The sequence below is a fragment of the Aeromicrobium sp. 10G20-16 genome, from assembly GCF_055809665.1.
The window spans coordinates 238,126-253,700 of the sequence record NZ_CM147919.1 but is presented as its reverse complement, the minus strand read 5'-3'; the positions used below and the strand labels follow the sequence as shown (position 1 = coordinate 253,700).

Genomic DNA, 15,575 nt, shown 5'->3' with positions numbered 1-15,575 from the left:
CGAGGAGACGTACTGACGTTCGTGGTTGGCCATCTCACCAAATAATTGACGATCCACTAGTGAGCTGAGCTGCGGACAGACATTCGCCGTCCAAACAGACTCAATGGATGACCTGGCTCTCGCCGGCCACCAAGTGCTCCTTAGAAAGGAGGTGATCCAGCCGCACCTTCCGGTACGGCTACCTTGTTACGACTTCGTCCCAATCGCCAGCCCCACCTTCGACGGCTCCCTCCACAAGGGTTGGGCCACCGGCTTCGGGTGTTGCCGACTTTCATGACGTGACGGGCGGTGTGTACAAGGCCCGGGAACGTATTCACCGCAGCGTTGCTGATCTGCGATTACTAGCGACTCCGACTTCATGGGGTCGAGTTGCAGACCCCAATCCGAACTGAGACCGGCTTTTTGGGATTCGCTCCACCTTGCGGTATCGCAGCCCTTTGTACCGGCCATTGTAGCATGCTTGAAGCCCTGGACATAAGGGGCATGAAGACTTGACGTCATCCCCACCTTCCTCCGAGTTGACCCCGGCAGTCTCCTATGAGTCCCCACCATTACGTGCTGGCAACATAGAACGAGGGTTGCGCTCGTTGCGGGACTTAACCCAACATCTCACGACACGAGCTGACGACAGCCATGCACCACCTGTATACCGACCACAAGGGGGGCTACATCTCTGCAGCTTTCCGGTATATGTCAAACCCAGGTAAGGTTCTTCGCGTTGCATCGAATTAATCAGCATGCTCCGCCGCTTGTGCGGGCCCCCGTCAATTCCTTTGAGTTTTAGCCTTGCGGCCGTACTCCCCAGGCGGGGCGCTTAATGCGTTAGCTGCGGCACGGAGACCGTGGAAGGTCCCCACACCTAGCGCCCAACGTTTACGGCATGGACTACCAGGGTATCTAATCCTGTTCGCTCCCCATGCTTTCGCTCCTCAGCGTCAGGTAATGCCCAGAGAACCGCCTTCGCCACCGGTGTTCCTCCTGATATCTGCGCATTCCACCGCTACACCAGGAATTCCGTTCTCCCCTGCATACCTCTAGTCTGCCCGTATCGGAAGCACGCTCAGGGTTGAGCCCTGAGTTTTCACTCCCGACGCGACAAACCGCCTACGAGCCCTTTACGCCCAATAATTCCGGACAACGCTCGGACCCTACGTATTACCGCGGCTGCTGGCACGTAGTTGGCCGGTCCTTCTTCTGTAGGTACCGTCACTTTCGCTTCGTCCCTACTGAAAGAGGTTTACAACCCGAAGGCCGTCATCCCTCACGCGGCGTTGCTGGATCAGGCTTTCGCCCATTGTCCAATATTCCCCACTGCTGCCTCCCGTAGGAGTCTGGGCCGTGTCTCAGTCCCAGTGTGGCCGGTCACCCTCTCAGGCCGGCTACCCGTCAATGCCTTGGTGAGCCATTACCTCACCAACAAGCTGATAGGCCGCGAGCTCATCCTTCTCCGCCGGAGCTTTCCACCTCCAAACATGCGAATGGAGGTCGTATTCGGCATTAGACGCAGTTTCCCGCGCTTATTCCAAAGAGAAGGGCAGATTGCTCACGTGTTACTCACCCGTTCGCCGCTCGTGTACTCCCGAAGGAGCCTTACCGCTCGACTTGCATGTGTTAAGCACGCCGCCAGCGTTCGTCCTGAGCCAGGATCAAACTCTCCGTTGAAAGTGCAGGCTCAAGGCCTGCTCAACTTCAGTTGATCCCGACAAACTATTTGCTGACAAATAAATTGTCGGAATTGATTATCCATCGAGATCGGCGAGCCGAAGCTCACCGACGGGTCTCGACGGGGTACTACTAATTAATCTCGTCGACTTTTGGCACACTGTTGAGTTCTCAAGGATCAGACGCACACCGCAGTGTCGGCCTTTCGGCCTGCCACTTCCGGGGCAACTCGTCCAACTTACACGGCTCGTTTTCACCGGTCAAACCCGGGTCGGTCACCGTGCTCATCCCCCGTTGTCAGCGATCCGTCTCCGGCAGCTCAGCCGCCTGGCGTTGATCGTTTCGGTAGAGATGGCTGCCAGCCCCAGCGACCTGCCTTGCGGCCTTTCGCTCCGTCGTGCTGTGCAACAAGAAGAACATTACGGACGCAATTCGTGCGCGTCAAATCCCCGACGTGTGTCGCCGGTCACATTCGCTTGCCAAGCGCGAAATGTCCTGAAATCGCAGGTCAGAACACATTTCGTCGGTCATCGGCCGACGCGAACGCCCGCGATGGAGCGCTTGCCCTTGCGGAGGACCGCCCAGCGCCCGTGGAGGAGCATCGGGCCTGCGATGACGGTCTCGGGATCGCCGATCCGCTCGTTGTTGACGTACGCACCACCCTCGGACACGGCGCGCCGCGCGGCCGACCTGCTGTCGACCAGTCCCGCCGCGACGAACGCGTCGACCACCGTCGGCGGATCGTCGACCTCCACCGCACCGGCACCACGCAAGGCTGCCTCCAGGGTGTCCGCGGGCAGCTCGCCGAGCTTCTCCGCGGCCGAACAGCGCCTGGCCGGCGAGCTCGGCCGCCGTCGTCTCGGCGGCTCCGTGGACCAGCGTCGTGACCTCCGCGGCCAGGCGCCGTTGCGCGAGCCGCAGGCCCGGCTTCTGGTCGTGCTCGCGCATCAGCGCCTCGATCTCGTCGATCGGCACGAACGTGAACTGCTTGAGGTACTCGCCCACCTTGGCGTCCTCCGCCTGGATCCACGACTGGTGGAACGCGTAGGGGCTGGTGAGCTGGGGGTCCAGCCAGACGGTGCCGCTCTCGGTCTTGCCGAACTTGGTGCCGTCGGCCTTCGTGACCAGGGGCGTGGCCAGCGCGTGCACCTTGGCGCCGTCGGCACGCCGGATCAGCTCGACGCCGGCGGTGATGTTGCCCCACTGGTCGCTGCCGCCGGTCTGCAGCACGCACCCGTGCCGGCGGTGCAGCTCGAGGTAGTCCATCGACTGCAGCAGCACGTAGCTGAACTCGGTGTAGCTGATGCCGGACTCCAGGCGGCTGCTGACGACGTCACGCGCCAGCATGCGGTTGACCGGGAAGTGCTTGCCGATGTCGCGCAGGAAGTCGATCGTGCCGAGGTTCTCGGTCCAGTCCAGGTTGTTGACCATCACGGCCGCGTTGTCGCCGCTGAAGTCGACGAACGCCGCGACCTGACGCTGGATGCCGGCCACCCAGTCGGCCACGGTCTCGCGCGTGTTCATGCTGCGCTCCCCCGCCTCCTTGGGGTCGCCGATCAGGCCCGTGGAACCGCCGACCAGCATCAGGGGGCGGTGGCCGGCCAGCTGGAGCCGCCGAGCGGTCAGGATCTGCAGCAGGTTGCCGATGTGCAGGCTCGGTGCGGTGGGGTCGAACCCCACGTAGTAGGTGATCGACCCGTCGGACAGGGCCGCTCGCAATGCTTCGGGGTCCGTCGAGTGGGCGATCAGGCCGCGAGCCTGCAGGTCGTCGAGGACGTGAGTCACGCCCGCGAGCCTATCGCTCGAGCGTGTTCAGCCGGTCAGGGCTTGACCGCGACGACCGGGACGTGCGCGTCGAGCAGGATCGACTGCGCGACGCTGCCCATCAGCATCTTGCCGACCGGGCTGCGCGGGCGGACGCCGATCACGACCAGCGACGCGGAGGCCTGCTCGACCTCGAACAGCACCGAGTCGGCGATGTCCTCTCCCTCGACCTGCCGCACCTCGAAGTCGATGCCGTCGGCCTTCAGCGCCGCGGTGAAGTCCTGGATGTGATGGCCGCGGGCGTGGCCGGGCTCGAGCCGGGGCTCTGCACGGGTCACGTTGATGATCAGCAGCGAGTCGTGGGTGGTGCGCGCCTGGGCGGCGGCCCAGTCGAGGGCGGCACGTCCATACGTGTCGGGACGGTAGGCGACGGCAATTGTCATGACATGAGCATACCCCCGGCGGTGCCGCGGAATACCCATGACCGCCCGTCACGTTGTGGTCAGCGTGAGCACTCCCGTGAAGGTCGACATCTGGTCCGACATCGCCTGCCCCTGGTGCTTCCTGGGCAAGCGGCGCTTCGAGAAGGCCGTGGCCGCCTTCGCCGAGGACGGTGGCGAGGTCGAGGTGGAGTTCCACTCCTACGAGCTCTCCCCCGGTGCCCCTGCGGAGTTCGACGGCACGTCCGAGGAGTTCCTCGCCCAGCACCTGCGCGTGCCCGTGGACCAGGCGCGGCAGATGAACGCCCAGATGGCCGATCTCGCCGCCCGGGACGGGCTCGCCTACGACTTCGGCGCCCTGCAGCACACCAACACCCGGCTGGCGCACCAGCTGTTGCACCTCGCCAAGGAGCACGGACGCCAGCTGGACATGAAGGAGCGGCTGCTGTCGGCGTACTTCGAGCAGGGCCGGCACGTGGGCCGGGTCGAGGAGCTCGCCGATCTGGCTGCCGAGATCGGCCTGGACCGCGACGAGGTGGTGGCGGCCCTGAGCGCCGGAACCTACGAGCCGGCGGTCGAGGCGGACCGTGACCAGGCCGTGGAGTACGGCATCGGCGGCGTGCCGTTCTTCGTGCTCGACGGGCGCTACGCGGTGTCCGGGGCCCAGGAGTCAGCGGTGTTCGAGGACGCGCTCCGCAGGGCCGCCTCCGACACCTGACACTGCATCTGACACCGAGGACCCGGCACACTGCCGGTGTGACCGACGACACCTTCGCCATCATCGGAGCAGGCCCGAGCGGTCTGGCTGCCGCTCGCAACCTCGACCGCCGCGGCCTCCCGTGGGTGGGGTTCGAGCTGTCGGACGACGTGGGCGGCCTGTGGAACATCGACGGTCCCCGCAGCACGATGTACGAGTCGGCCCACCTGATCTCGAGCCGGACCACGACGCAGTTCACCGAGTTCCCGATGGCCGACGACGTGGCCGACTACCCCAGCCACCGCGAGCTGAAGGAGTACTTCGCCGACTTCGCCGACGCCTTCGGCCTGCGCGACCGGATCCGATTCGGCACCGAGGTGACCCGGGTCGAGCCCGACGGCGACGGGTGGCAGGTCACCAGCAGGTGCGAGGGAAGCGAGACGACCGAGCGGTTCGCCGGCGTGCTGATCGCCAACGGCACGCTGTCCGAACCGCACGTACCGACGTTCGACGGCAAGCTCGACGGCGAGGTGATCCACACCAGCGCCTACCGCTCCGCCAAGCAGCTGACGGACCGCCGCGTCCTGATCGTCGGCGCTGGCAACTCCGGCTGCGACATCGCCGTCGACGCCGTGCACCACGCGGCACACGTCGACATGAGCGTGCGCCGCGGCTACCACTTCGTGCCCAAGTACGTCTTCGGCAAGCCGGCCGACACCCTCAACCAAGGCCGTCCGCTGCCCGCCCGCATCAAGCAGGCGGTCGACCGGCGCATCCTCAAGCTGTTCACCGGCGACCCGGTGCGCCTGGGGTTCCCCGAGCCCGACCACAAGATCTACGAGTCGCACCCGATCGTGAACTCGCTGATCCTGCACCACCTCGGCCACGGCGACCTGCAGATCAGGGCCGACGTCGAACGGTTCGACGGGCCGCGCGTGCAGTTCCGCGACGGCACCTCCGGCGAGTACGACCTCGTGCTGCTGGCCACCGGCTACCGGCTCCACTACCCGTTCATCGATCGCGAGCTGCTGGACTGGGCACCCGGCGCAGGCGCGCCTGACCTGTACCTCAACATCTTCCCGTCGCAGCACCGCAACCTGTTCGTGCTCGGCATGCTCGAAGCCTCCGGCATCGGCTGGCAGGGACGCTACGAGCAGGCCGACCTGGTCTCGGCCTACCTCGCCGCCCGCCGCGACGACCCGGCACGGGCCGCACGCATCGACGCGGCCGTGCAGGGCCCCCGTCCGGACCTGAGCGGCGGCTACCACTACCTCGGCATCGACCGGATGTCGTACTACGTCAACAAGGACGCCTACCGCACGCTGGTGCGCCGCACGATCGAGGAGCTGACCGCATGACCGACGTCGACGCCATCCGCATCGCCTTCGACGAGAAGTCGCTCACGACCTTGAAGATCGTCATCGCGGCCATCCTGTTCGGCATCGCCCTCGACACCCGCATCGAGGACTTCCGTGCGGCGCTGCGGCGTCCGCTGGCCATGGCGGTGGGCGTGGGCGGGCAGTTCCTGCTGCTGCCGGCGATCACCTTCGTGCTGACCCTGATCCTGGACGTTCGGGGGTCGGTGGCACTCGGGATGATCCTGGTCGCCTGCTGCCCGCCAGGCAACGTGTCGAACATCCTGACCCACCGCGCGAAGGGCGACGTGGCTCTCTCGGTGTCGATGACCGCGGTCGGCAACCTGCTGGCCATCTTCCTGCTGCCGATCAACTTCGCGTTCTGGGGCGGGCTGCACCCGACCGGCAAGACGTTCCTCGAGTCGATCGAGGTGACACCGTGGGACATGCTCAGCGAGATCCTGCTGGTCATCGGCATCCCGTTCGTCCTCGGGCTGGGCATCGCCCGCGTGTGGCCGCGGTTCGCCGAGCGCGCGCACCCGGTGGTCGGCAAGGTCGCCTTCCTCGCGCTCGCGGCGATCATCGTCATCGGTGTCGCGAAGAACTGGGACATCTTCGTCGACTACATCGGCATCGTGCTGCTCGCGGTCTTCCTGCACGACGCGCTCGCTCTGGCGCTCGGCTGGTCGATCGCCAGGGTCAGCCGCCTGCCCGACCGCGCCACCCGCGCCATGACGTTCGAGGTGGGCATCCGCAACGCCGGCTTCGGACTGCTGCTGGTGTTCACGTTCTTCGACGGACTCGGTGGCATGGCCCTGGTGGCTGCCTGGTGGGGCATCTGGGACATCATCGCCGGGCTGGTGGTTGCCACGATGTGGGCTCGCCGGCCCGTCCGGGAGGCGGTGGCCGCGTGACCCGCGTGCTGGTGACCGGGGGCTCCGGATTCCTCGGATCGTCGGTCGTCCCCGCGCTCGTCGAGCAGGTCGACGCCGTGGTCTCCGGCGACGTCCGACCGCCGCAGTCGCCGCGCGCCGGCGTCGAGGAGGTGACGCTCGACGTCACGGACGCCGCCCAGGTCGGCGCGGTGGTCGCCGAGCACCGGATCGACACGATCGTGCACCTCGCCTCCATCGTGAACCCACCGCCCGGGATGACCGACGAGATCGCCCGCCGCGTGGACGTCGAGGGAACGCGCCACGTCGTCGACGCGGCCCTGGCGCACGGAGTCCGACGCCTCGTGGTGTCGTCCAGCGGCGCCGCCTACGGCTACCACGCCGACTCCCCCGCCTGGATCACCGAGGACGAGCCGATGCGCGGCAACGACGCCTTCGCCTACAGCAGGCACAAGCGGCAGGTCGAGGAGCACCTCGCCGCGGTACGGGCGGATCATCCGGAGCTGGAGCAGACGGTCCTGCGCATCGGCACGATCCTCGGCGAGCGCGTGGACAACCAGATCACCGACCTGTTCCGTCGGCGGCGATTGCTGAAGATCGCCGGCGCGGACTCGCCGTTCGTGTTCATCTGGGACGCCGACCTGTCGGCGATCGTCGTCACGGCGGTGACCGGCGACGTGACCGGCATCTTCAACGTGGCCGGCGACGGAGCACTGACGATCGACGAGATCGCAGCACGTCTGGGCAAGCGCACCCTGCCGATCCCCGAGATCGTCCTGCGCTCGGCGCTGGCCGTGCTGCATCCGCTGCGGCTCAGCCAGTACGGTCCGGAGCAGACGAAGTTTCTGCAGTTCCGGCCCGTTCTGGACAACTCGCGACTGAAGTCCCGGTTCGGCCACGTGCCGTCGAAGACCTCGGCCGAGGCGTTCGACGCCTGGGTGGCCAGCCACCCGGACGCGACTGCCTGAGCGTCGCGGGACGCGTCAGCCGATGCCCCACTCGGCGCGGAACTCGTCAGGACTCATCGCGACGAGGTCGCTGCGGACCTGTTCGAGCAGCGACAACGAGACACCCGGGGCCCCGCCGGCGACCCGCAGCTCCTCGCCGGCATCGCTGCGCCGCCGCACCACGACGTCGCCCGACGACGTCAGCTCGAGCATCCCGCCGGTCATGGCGCACCACAGGTCGAGCGCCGAGCAGAGCAGGCGCGTGCCCCGCCTACGGGGCGGCGGCTCGAGCGCCGACGTGTAGATCTCGTCGGCCGCGACGGGCTCGTAGGTGGCGGTCATGTCTCCAGCGTAGGTCAGCGGCGCACGAACACCCCGGTGAGCGGGGCGCCGTCACCCTGGACGGTCAGCGTGTCCGTGTCGCAGGTGACGCTGACCCCCTGCGAGGGATCGAGCAGCGGCGGCGACCCGTCCGGCGCTGCCGACGGCTCGACCGTCCAGGCCCAGTCGTCGACGCCGATGTCGGAGTCGCTGTCGCCGTTCCAGCCCCACTCTCCACCGCCGGCGCTCTGCGACGTGGTGGACAGGGATCGCCCGGCCACGACGGCGTCCAGCTGCAGATCCGTGGCGACGTTCATGAACGGGCTCTCGTTGAAGTCCAGGATCTGGGTGCCGCTGATCTGCAGGTCGGTGATCGGGATGCCCAGTCCGGTGAGGTAGGTCAGCGCCTGGGCGGCGTAGTCGCCGGTGTCGAGGTACCAGCGGCCGAGCAGGCAGGCGGTGTCACCGCCGGTGGCCTCGGCCGTCTGGGTCGACGTCGGGCTGGCCGAGGCTGCGGGTTCAGTTTCCGACTCGCCGTCGGACCCGCCCGAGCAGCCTGCCGCAAGCCAGAAGATCGCGGCCGCCGCAGCGGCTCGCGCACGCACGTTCATGGCGAGAGCATGACGTACGTCAATCGACGCGTGTCAAGAGGCGCGAGGACTGCGACGGTAGGCAGAAACGGTGGGATCGCCGGCGATCCAGAATCGCCATGGGACGTCAGCGGCCTTCGACACGCCGACCCGCGGGCCCGCAGCGACCTCGACCGACGCCGTCTGGGGACCGAGGCTGACCCCGCCGGGCTCCAGCAGCGGCGTGCCGAGATCCGCACCGGTGATGCCCAGCGCCCTCGCGAGGTTGCCCGGTCCGCGGGCCAGTCCGACGTCGGCGACCCCGCCCCGGCGCTCGCGAGCGAGCTTGAGCCCCCCGATCACCTCGCCAGCGCGGATCAGCACCGCCGAGGCGGTCTCGGTCGGGCCCGTGACGACGTTGGCGCACCAGTGCATGCCGTAGGAGCGGTACACGTACAGGTGCCACGGCGGGCCGTACATGGGTTCGGATCGCGGCGTGCGCGTGAACGCGTGCGAGGCCGGATCGTGGATGCCGCCGTACGCCTCCACCTCGGTGATCCGCACCGCGACGCCGTGACCGTGCAGCGTCCGGCCGAGCAGGGACCTCGCCCGCGACGTGACGTCGTCTGTCACTACTCGCCCGGACTGACGAGCAGGCAGAACGGGTGGCCCGCCGGGTCGGCGAGCACGTACAGCGGTTCGTCGTCGTCGTCGGTCCGATCCAGCAGCACGACCGCACCGAGCGCCTCGGCGCGACGGCGGTGCCGCTCCAGCGCCTCGACGTCGTCGACGGCGAAGTCCTGGTGCAGCTGCTTCGGCACGTCCTCGGAGGGCCAGGTGCACCGGGTGAGGACCGCCACCTGCTGCACCGCGAGCACGCGACGGCCGTCGGCGTCGACGAGCACCAGCCAGTCCGCGTCGTCGGGGCCGTGAGCCGCAGTCTCGTCGCCCGGTCGGTATCGCAGGTGCAGCAGCTCGCGGTAGAACTCGGCGAGCGCCCGGGCGTCGGTGGCGTCGAGCGCCGTGTGCATCAGCACGGGGTGGTCGGTCACTGGTCCTCCTCGCTCCGGTCCGTCAGGCGACCATGGTGCGCCACTCGCGGGGTGATTCCAGCGATAGTCAGCTGACCGACGTGATGATGACGTCCTCGGCGGGCGAGACCCCGTCCGGGCCGTTGCCGGCCTTCTCGATCTCCTGGGCGACCTTCAGCCCGGCGGCGTCGACCGATCCGAACACGGTGTAGTCCGGCGGCAGGTCGGCGTCGGCCAGCACGATGAAGAACTGCGAGCCGTTGGTGTCGGGCCCGGAGTTGGCCATGGCGAGCGTTCCCGCCGGGTAGGTCTCCGAGCCGTCCAGCTCGTCGGGGAAGGAGTAGCCGGGCCCGCCCGAGCCGGTGGCCGACGGATCGCCGCACTGCAGCACGAAGCCGGGGACCAGCCGGTGGCACTTGGTGCCGTCGAAGTACCCCTGCTTGGCCAGCGACGCGAACGAGCTGACGGTGCACGGCGCCTTGTCGGGCAGCAGGGTCGCCTTGATGTCGCCGCGGTTGGTCGCGATGGTCAGGCTGTCGACGCTCTCCGGCTCGGCCGGGGGCAGGGTGGCCTCCTTCGAGGCGTTGCCGGTCTTGACGTACGTGCAGGTCCCCGAGGCAGCCGTGTCCGAGCCCGACGAGTCGGACGCCGGCTGGTCGTCGGAACCGCACGACGTGAGGGCCGAGACGAGCAGGAGCGTGAGGGGCACGAAGAGCAGGCGAGATCGCATGCGAACGAGCCTACCGAGCGGCCCGCACGACGCCGTGGTGGACGGGAGGAGCGCTCAACCCCATCGCAAGCGGAGCACTCAACCCAATCGCGAGCGGAGCACTCAACCCAATCGCGAGCGGAGCACTCAACCCAATCGCGAGCGGAGCTCGGCCACCTGTTCGGTCACCCGCGCCGGGGCGGTGCCGCCGCGCGCGTCACGCGAGGACAGTGATCCCTCGACCGTCAGCACCTCACGCACGTGCGGCGTCAGGAGTGGGCTGATCGCGGCGAAGTCGTCGTCGGACAGGTCCCACAGCTCGATGCCGCGCTGCTCGCACGCCTGCACGCAGGCACCCGACAGCTCGTGCGCGATGCGGAACGGCACGCCTTGGCGCACCAGCCACTCGGCGACGTCGGTGGCGAGCGCGAAGCCCTGCGGCGCCAGCTCGGCCATGCGTTCGGTGTGGAAGGTCAACGTGGCGACCATGCCGGTGAAGGCGGGCAGCAGCACCTCGAGGGTGTCGATCGAGTCGAACACCGGCTCCTTGTCCTCCTGCAGGTCGCGGTTGTACGCGAGCGGCAGCGCCTTGAGCGTCGCCAGCAGGCCCGACAGGTTGCCGATCAGACGACCCGCCTTGCCGCGAGCCAGCTCCGCGATGTCGGGATTCTTCTTCTGCGGCATGATGCTCGACCCGGTGGAATACCCGTCGTGCAGCGTGACGAAGTCGAACTCCTTGGTGTTCCAGATGATGATCTCCTCGGCGAGCCGGGAGACGTCGACACCGATCTGGGCCATGACGAAGGCGAACTCGGCCACGAAGTCGCGCGCAGCCGTGCCGTCGATCGAGTTGGGGGTGGAGTCGGTGAACCCGAGGTCGGCGGCGACCTTGCGAGGATCCAGACCCAGCGACGACCCCGCCAGCGCGCCCGAGCCGTAGGGCGAGTCAGCAGCGACCCGGTCGTCCCAGTCGGTGAGGCGATCGAGGTCGCGCACCAGCGGCCACGCGTGCGCCATCAGATGATGTGACAGCAGGACGGGTTGAGCGTGCTGCAGGTGGGTGCGCCCGGGCATCGGGTCACCCAGGTGCGCCTCGGCCTGGTCGGCGATCGCGGCCACCAGGTCGCGCACCAACCGGCCGATCACGCGGGCGTGGTCGCGCAGGTACACCTTGAACAGCGTCGCCACCTGGTCGTTGCGCGAACGGCCCGCCCGTAGTCGGCCTCCCAGCTCGGGTCCGAGGCGCTCGATCAGCCCACGCTCGAGAGCCGTGTGCACGTCCTCGTCGCCCGGCTGCGGGCCGAACTCGCCCGACTCCACGTCACCTGCGAGGGCGTCGATGCCGGCGATCAGCGCGTTGAGGTCGTCGGGACCCAGCAGACCGGCCGCAGCGAGCACGTGCGCATGGGCGCGGGACCCCGCCAGGTCGTAGGGCGCCAGCCGCCAGTCGAAGTGGGTGGAGCGCGACAGCTCGACCAGCTCCGGCGACGGTCCGGACGCGAACCGCCCGCCCCAGAGGCTGGTCTTCTGCTCGTCACCTGCGTCGGACATCACGATCCCAGCCTGTCAGAGGCCGGCTGGGCATCGACCGGCAGATCAGCGAGCGCGAGGAAGCGGCGGGCGATCGCGGCGCCACCGTCCGGCTCACGGGAGATGAGCATGACCGTGTCGTCGCCGGCGATCGTGCCGAGCAGATCGGGCTGCGCCGTGTGATCGATCGTGGAGGCGAGGTACTGCGCCGCACCGGGTGGCGTGCGGAGCACCACCAGGTTCGCCGAGGCCTCGGCCGACACCAGGACGTCGCGGGCCAGCCGTTGGAGTCGGTGCTGGGCCGCCTCGGTGGACTCGGCCGAACGCGGTGTGCGATCGCCGCCTTCAGCCGGAACCGCGTAGACCAGGGACCCGTCGCTGTGTCGCACGCGGACCGCGTCGAGCTCGACCAGGTCACGCGAGACGGTCGACGCCGTCGCCGTGACGCCGTGCGTGTCCAGCAGGACCGTCAGGTCACCCTGCGACCGCACCGTGTGCCGTCCCAGCAGGTCGATGATGAGCTGCTGCCGAGCGGCCTTCGTCGCGGGGATGCTCATGCCTGCTCCAGCAGCCACACCAGCAGCGCCTTCTGGGCGTGCAGGCGGTTCTCGGCCTCGTCCCAGACCACGCTCTGCGGACCGTCGATGACGTCGGCCGCGATCTCCAGACCGCGGTAGGCGGGCAGGCAGTGCAGCACGACGGCCTCGGGGTCGGCCAGGGCCATCGCCTCCGAGGTCACCGAGTAGGGGCCGAACAGCGCGAGCCGCGCCTCCTTCTCGGCCTCGTGCCCCATCGACACCCAGGTGTCGGTGACGACCACGTCGGCGCCGGTGATGGCCGCTGCCGGGTCCGTGGTGGCCGAGACCGACCCGCCGGTCCCCGCAGCGATCTTCTCGGCGTCGGCGAACACACCTGCGTCGGGCTGGTGGCTGGCGGGAGCACCGATGCGCACGTGCATCCCGGCCGTCGCCCCGCCGAGCAGGTACGAGTGCGCCATGTTGTTGGCCCCGTCGCCGAGGTAGGCGACGGTGAGTCCGGCGAGGGCGCCCTTGCGCTCGATGACGGTCTGCCAGTCGGCCAGGATCTGGCACGGGTGGAACTCGTCGGTCAGCGCGTTGATCACCGGCACACCGGCGTTGGCCGCCATCTCCTGCAGCCCCGAGTGCGCATAGGTGCGCCACACGATGGCGCTCGACATGCTGCCGAGCACACGGGCGGTGTCCGCGACGCTCTCGCCGCGCCCGCCCTGGGTGAACTGGGTGTCCAGGACCACGGCGTTGCCGCCGAGATCGGCGACACCGACGGCGAACGACACCCGCGTGCGGGTGCTGCTCTTGTCGAACATCACGATGACGCTCTGGGGGCCCTCGAGAGGGCGACGGCCGTACGGATCGGCCTTGAGCTCGGCGGCCAGGGCCAGCACCTCGGCCTGCTCCGCCGGGCTGAGGTCGTCGTCGCGCAGGAAGTGCCTCATGAGCCGGTCATCTCGGTGAGCAGGTCGCGCAGGATCGCCACGGCGTCGTCAGCCTGGTCGCCGGTCAGCACCAGGGGCGGCACCAGCCGCAGCCGGTCCGGTGTCGGCGCGTTCACGATCAGGCCGCGGCCGAGGGCGACCTTGAAGACGTCGGCGGCCCTCGGCTCGGTGAGCACGACGCCGAGGAACAGACCGCGACCCTCGACCGCCGACACGGCCGGATGGTCGACCAGACCGGATCGGATGCGCTCCCCCACCTCGACCACGTGGGCGAGCAACCCTTCGGACTCGATGGTGTCGATCACCGCGAGCGCAGCAGCGGTGGCGACGGGATTGCCGCCGAAGGTCGTGCCGTGGTTGCCCGGCTGCAGCAAGGTGGCGGCGTCGTCGAGCGCCACGCAGGCACCGATCGGAATACCGCCGCCGAGGCCCTTGGCCAGCGTGATGAGGTCGGGCACCACGCCCGACGGAGCGTGGGCGAACCACTCGCCGGTGCGGCCCATCCCGCTCTGCACCTCGTCGACCCACATCAGTGCGCCGTGCCGCTGGGTGATCTCCCGCACCTTCTGCAGGTAGTCGTCCGGCGGAACGATGACGCCGGCCTCCCCCTGGATCGGCTCCACGACCACGGCTGCCACCGTGTCGTCGACGACCATTGCGAGCGCCTCGGCATCGCCGTACGGCGCCCACAGCACGTCGCCCGGCAGCGGTTCGAACGGCGAGCGGTACGCCTCCTTGGACGTCAGCGCGAGCGAGCCCATGGTGCGGCCGTGGAAGGACCCGTGGGTCGCGACGATCTTCGTGCGGCCGGTGCGGCGAGTGACCTTGATGGCGGCCTCGTTCGCCTCGGCACCGGAGTTGGCGAAGAACACGCGACCCTCGTGCCCGACCAACGACAACAACTTCTCGGCCAGGCTGACCTGCGGCTCGGTCGCGAAGAAGTTGGAGACGTGCCCGAGCGTCGACATCTGGGTGCTGACGGCTCCGACCAGCGCCGGATGGGCATGTCCGAGCGCGTTGACCGCGATGCCGGCGAGCAGGTCGAGGTAACGCTTGCCGTCGGCGTCCCACACGTAGCAGCCCTCACCCCGGACGAGCACCGTCTGCGGCGGTCCGAAGGTGTTCATGACCGCGTGCGTGTAGCGGTCGGTCCACTGCTGGGTCGAGCCCAGGGGCGCCTGACTCATGAGTCGTCCGCCGTGGCGCTCGTCGTGTACAGAGCCGTGCGGATGCGGGTCTCGACGCCGGGGACGACCTGCGTGCCGACACCCTCGTCGGTGAAGATCTCCAGGAGCACGGCGTGCGGCGTGCGCCCGTCGATGACGGTGGCTCGGTTCACTCCGCCCTGCACGGCCTTCAGGCACGCCGTCATCTTGGGGATCATGCCGGTCGCCAGGCCGGGGATGATCTCCTCGAGCGACTCGGGGCTGATCTCGCCGATCACGTCCGTGCTGTTCGGCCAGTCGGCGTACAGCCCCTCGACGTCGGTGAGCACCAGCATCTTGTCCGCTCCCAGCGCGACGGCCAGGGCAGCAGCTGCCGTGTCGGCGTTGACGTTGTGGACCTGACCGTGGGCGTCGGGCGCGATCGTGGAGACGACCGGGATGCGGCCGGCCTCGATCAGGTCGAGCACCGCCTCGGGGCGCACTCCCACGACCTCGCCGACCAGACCGATGTCGGTGGGCTCGCCGTCGATGACCGGCAGGGCCTTCTCGGCGCGGAACAGGCCGCCGTCCTCACCCGACAGTCCGACCGCGAGATCACCGTGCTGGTTCAGCAGGCCCACGAGCTCGCGACCGACCTGGCCGGTGAGCACCATCCGGACGACCTCCATCGCCTCCGGCGTCGTGACCCGCAGACCGCCCTTGAACTCGGACTCGATCCCGAGGCGGTCCAGCATCGTGCTGATCTGTGGGCCACCGCCGTGCACCACCACCGGCTTGAAGCCGGCCAGCCGCAGGAAGACGATGTCCTCGGCGAACGCCTGCTTGAGGGTCTCGTCGGTCATGGCGTTGCCGCCGTACTTCACCACGATGACCTTGCCGTGGTAGCGCTTCAGCCACGGCAGGGCCTGGGCCAGGGTGACGGCCTTGTCCGTCGCCTTCTTCCAGTCCTCTGGATGCCATTCGTGATCGGGATCGGGGAAGTCGGGGCTGGCGTCGTTGCTCATGTCTTCACTCATG

At 68.4% G+C, this 15,575-nt stretch carries 15 protein-coding genes, 1 rRNA gene and 1 pseudogene; 4 read left to right on the top strand and 13 right to left on the bottom strand.

Going from position 1 to position 15,575, the window contains the following annotated elements:
- Positions 1–144: 144 nt before the first annotated feature.
- The 3 genes and pseudogenes from AC0L5F_RS01200 to AC0L5F_RS01190 all read right to left on the bottom strand — a co-directional run bounded on the left by AC0L5F_RS01200 (position 145) and on the right by AC0L5F_RS01190 (position 3,869).
- Positions 145–1,662: ribosomal RNA gene (locus tag AC0L5F_RS01200) — 16S ribosomal RNA — on the bottom strand.
- 527 nt (positions 1,663–2,189) lie between these two features.
- Positions 2,190–3,447: pseudogene (gene tyrS, locus AC0L5F_RS01195) on the bottom strand (tyrosine--tRNA ligase).
- 35 nt (positions 3,448–3,482) lie between these two features.
- Positions 3,483–3,869, bottom strand: a complete 387-nt coding sequence (locus tag AC0L5F_RS01190) for a universal stress protein (RefSeq protein ID WP_473314778.1) — start codon at positions 3,867–3,869, stop codon at positions 3,483–3,485.
- Between the two features lie 64 nt (positions 3,870–3,933).
- Here AC0L5F_RS01190 and AC0L5F_RS01185 point away from each other — a divergent pair, with 64 nt between their 5' ends.
- From AC0L5F_RS01185 to AC0L5F_RS01170, 4 genes are read left to right on the top strand one after another with little or no spacing between them, the layout of a single operon-like run.
- Positions 3,934–4,584 (top strand): DsbA family oxidoreductase, encoded by a 651-nt coding sequence (locus AC0L5F_RS01185; protein WP_473314777.1) that lies wholly within the window; start codon positions 3,934–3,936, stop codon positions 4,582–4,584.
- Between the two features lie 38 nt (positions 4,585–4,622).
- A complete protein-coding gene (locus AC0L5F_RS01180) occupies positions 4,623–5,921 on the top strand; it encodes a flavin-containing monooxygenase (RefSeq protein ID WP_473314776.1) in 1,299 nt (432 codons plus the stop codon).
- Positions 5,918–6,832, top strand: a complete 915-nt coding sequence (locus AC0L5F_RS01175; protein ID WP_473314775.1) for a bile acid:sodium symporter family protein — start codon at positions 5,918–5,920, stop codon at positions 6,830–6,832. The genes AC0L5F_RS01180 and AC0L5F_RS01175 overlap by 4 nt, the downstream gene beginning before the upstream one ends.
- The gene (locus AC0L5F_RS01170) at positions 6,829–7,779 is read left to right on the top strand and encodes an SDR family oxidoreductase (RefSeq protein WP_473314774.1); all 951 of its coding nucleotides are present in this window, start codon (positions 6,829–6,831) and stop codon (positions 7,777–7,779) included. Before AC0L5F_RS01175 ends, AC0L5F_RS01170 begins: the two co-directional genes overlap by 4 nt.
- Positions 7,780–7,794: 15 nt before the next feature.
- On the opposite strand, the gene AC0L5F_RS01165 is transcribed toward AC0L5F_RS01170, so the two are convergent.
- The 10 genes from AC0L5F_RS01165 to argB form a co-directional block, all read right to left on the bottom strand.
- Positions 7,795–8,100, bottom strand: coding sequence for a hypothetical protein (locus tag AC0L5F_RS01165; RefSeq protein WP_473314773.1), 306 nt, complete (start codon positions 8,098–8,100; stop codon positions 7,795–7,797).
- A 14-nt stretch (positions 8,101–8,114) separates the two neighbouring features.
- Positions 8,115–8,690, bottom strand: a complete 576-nt coding sequence (locus tag AC0L5F_RS01160) for a hypothetical protein (protein WP_473314772.1) — start codon at positions 8,688–8,690, stop codon at positions 8,115–8,117.
- Positions 8,691–8,723: 33 nt separating this feature from the next.
- The gene (locus AC0L5F_RS01155) at positions 8,724–9,281 is read right to left on the bottom strand and encodes a DNA-3-methyladenine glycosylase (RefSeq protein WP_473314771.1); all 558 of its coding nucleotides are present in this window, start codon (positions 9,279–9,281) and stop codon (positions 8,724–8,726) included.
- The gene (locus AC0L5F_RS01150) at positions 9,281–9,700 is read right to left on the bottom strand and encodes a VOC family protein (protein ID WP_473314770.1); all 420 of its coding nucleotides are present in this window, start codon (positions 9,698–9,700) and stop codon (positions 9,281–9,283) included. The genes AC0L5F_RS01155 and AC0L5F_RS01150 overlap by 1 nt, the downstream gene beginning before the upstream one ends.
- A gap of 67 nt (positions 9,701–9,767) precedes the next feature.
- Positions 9,768–10,409, bottom strand: coding sequence for a peptidylprolyl isomerase (locus AC0L5F_RS01145; RefSeq protein ID WP_473314769.1), 642 nt, complete (start codon positions 10,407–10,409; stop codon positions 9,768–9,770).
- A 126-nt stretch (positions 10,410–10,535) separates the two neighbouring features.
- Positions 10,536–11,939, bottom strand: coding sequence for an argininosuccinate lyase (gene argH / locus AC0L5F_RS01140; RefSeq protein ID WP_473316122.1), 1,404 nt, complete (start codon positions 11,937–11,939; stop codon positions 10,536–10,538).
- Complete coding sequence (locus AC0L5F_RS01135) at positions 11,939–12,475, bottom strand: arginine repressor (RefSeq protein WP_473314768.1); 537 nt, start codon at positions 12,473–12,475, stop codon at positions 11,939–11,941. The genes argH and AC0L5F_RS01135 overlap by 1 nt, the downstream gene beginning before the upstream one ends.
- Positions 12,472–13,392 (bottom strand): ornithine carbamoyltransferase, encoded by a 921-nt coding sequence (gene argF / locus AC0L5F_RS01130; RefSeq protein ID WP_473314766.1) that lies wholly within the window; start codon positions 13,390–13,392, stop codon positions 12,472–12,474. Before argF ends, AC0L5F_RS01135 begins: the two co-directional genes overlap by 4 nt.
- Positions 13,389–14,579, bottom strand: a complete 1,191-nt coding sequence (locus AC0L5F_RS01125) for an acetylornithine transaminase (RefSeq protein WP_473314765.1) — start codon at positions 14,577–14,579, stop codon at positions 13,389–13,391. Before AC0L5F_RS01125 ends, argF begins: the two co-directional genes overlap by 4 nt.
- The gene (gene argB, locus AC0L5F_RS01120) at positions 14,576–15,562 is read right to left on the bottom strand and encodes an acetylglutamate kinase (RefSeq protein ID WP_473314764.1); all 987 of its coding nucleotides are present in this window, start codon (positions 15,560–15,562) and stop codon (positions 14,576–14,578) included. Before argB ends, AC0L5F_RS01125 begins: the two co-directional genes overlap by 4 nt.
- Positions 15,563–15,575 lie beyond the last annotated feature (13 nt).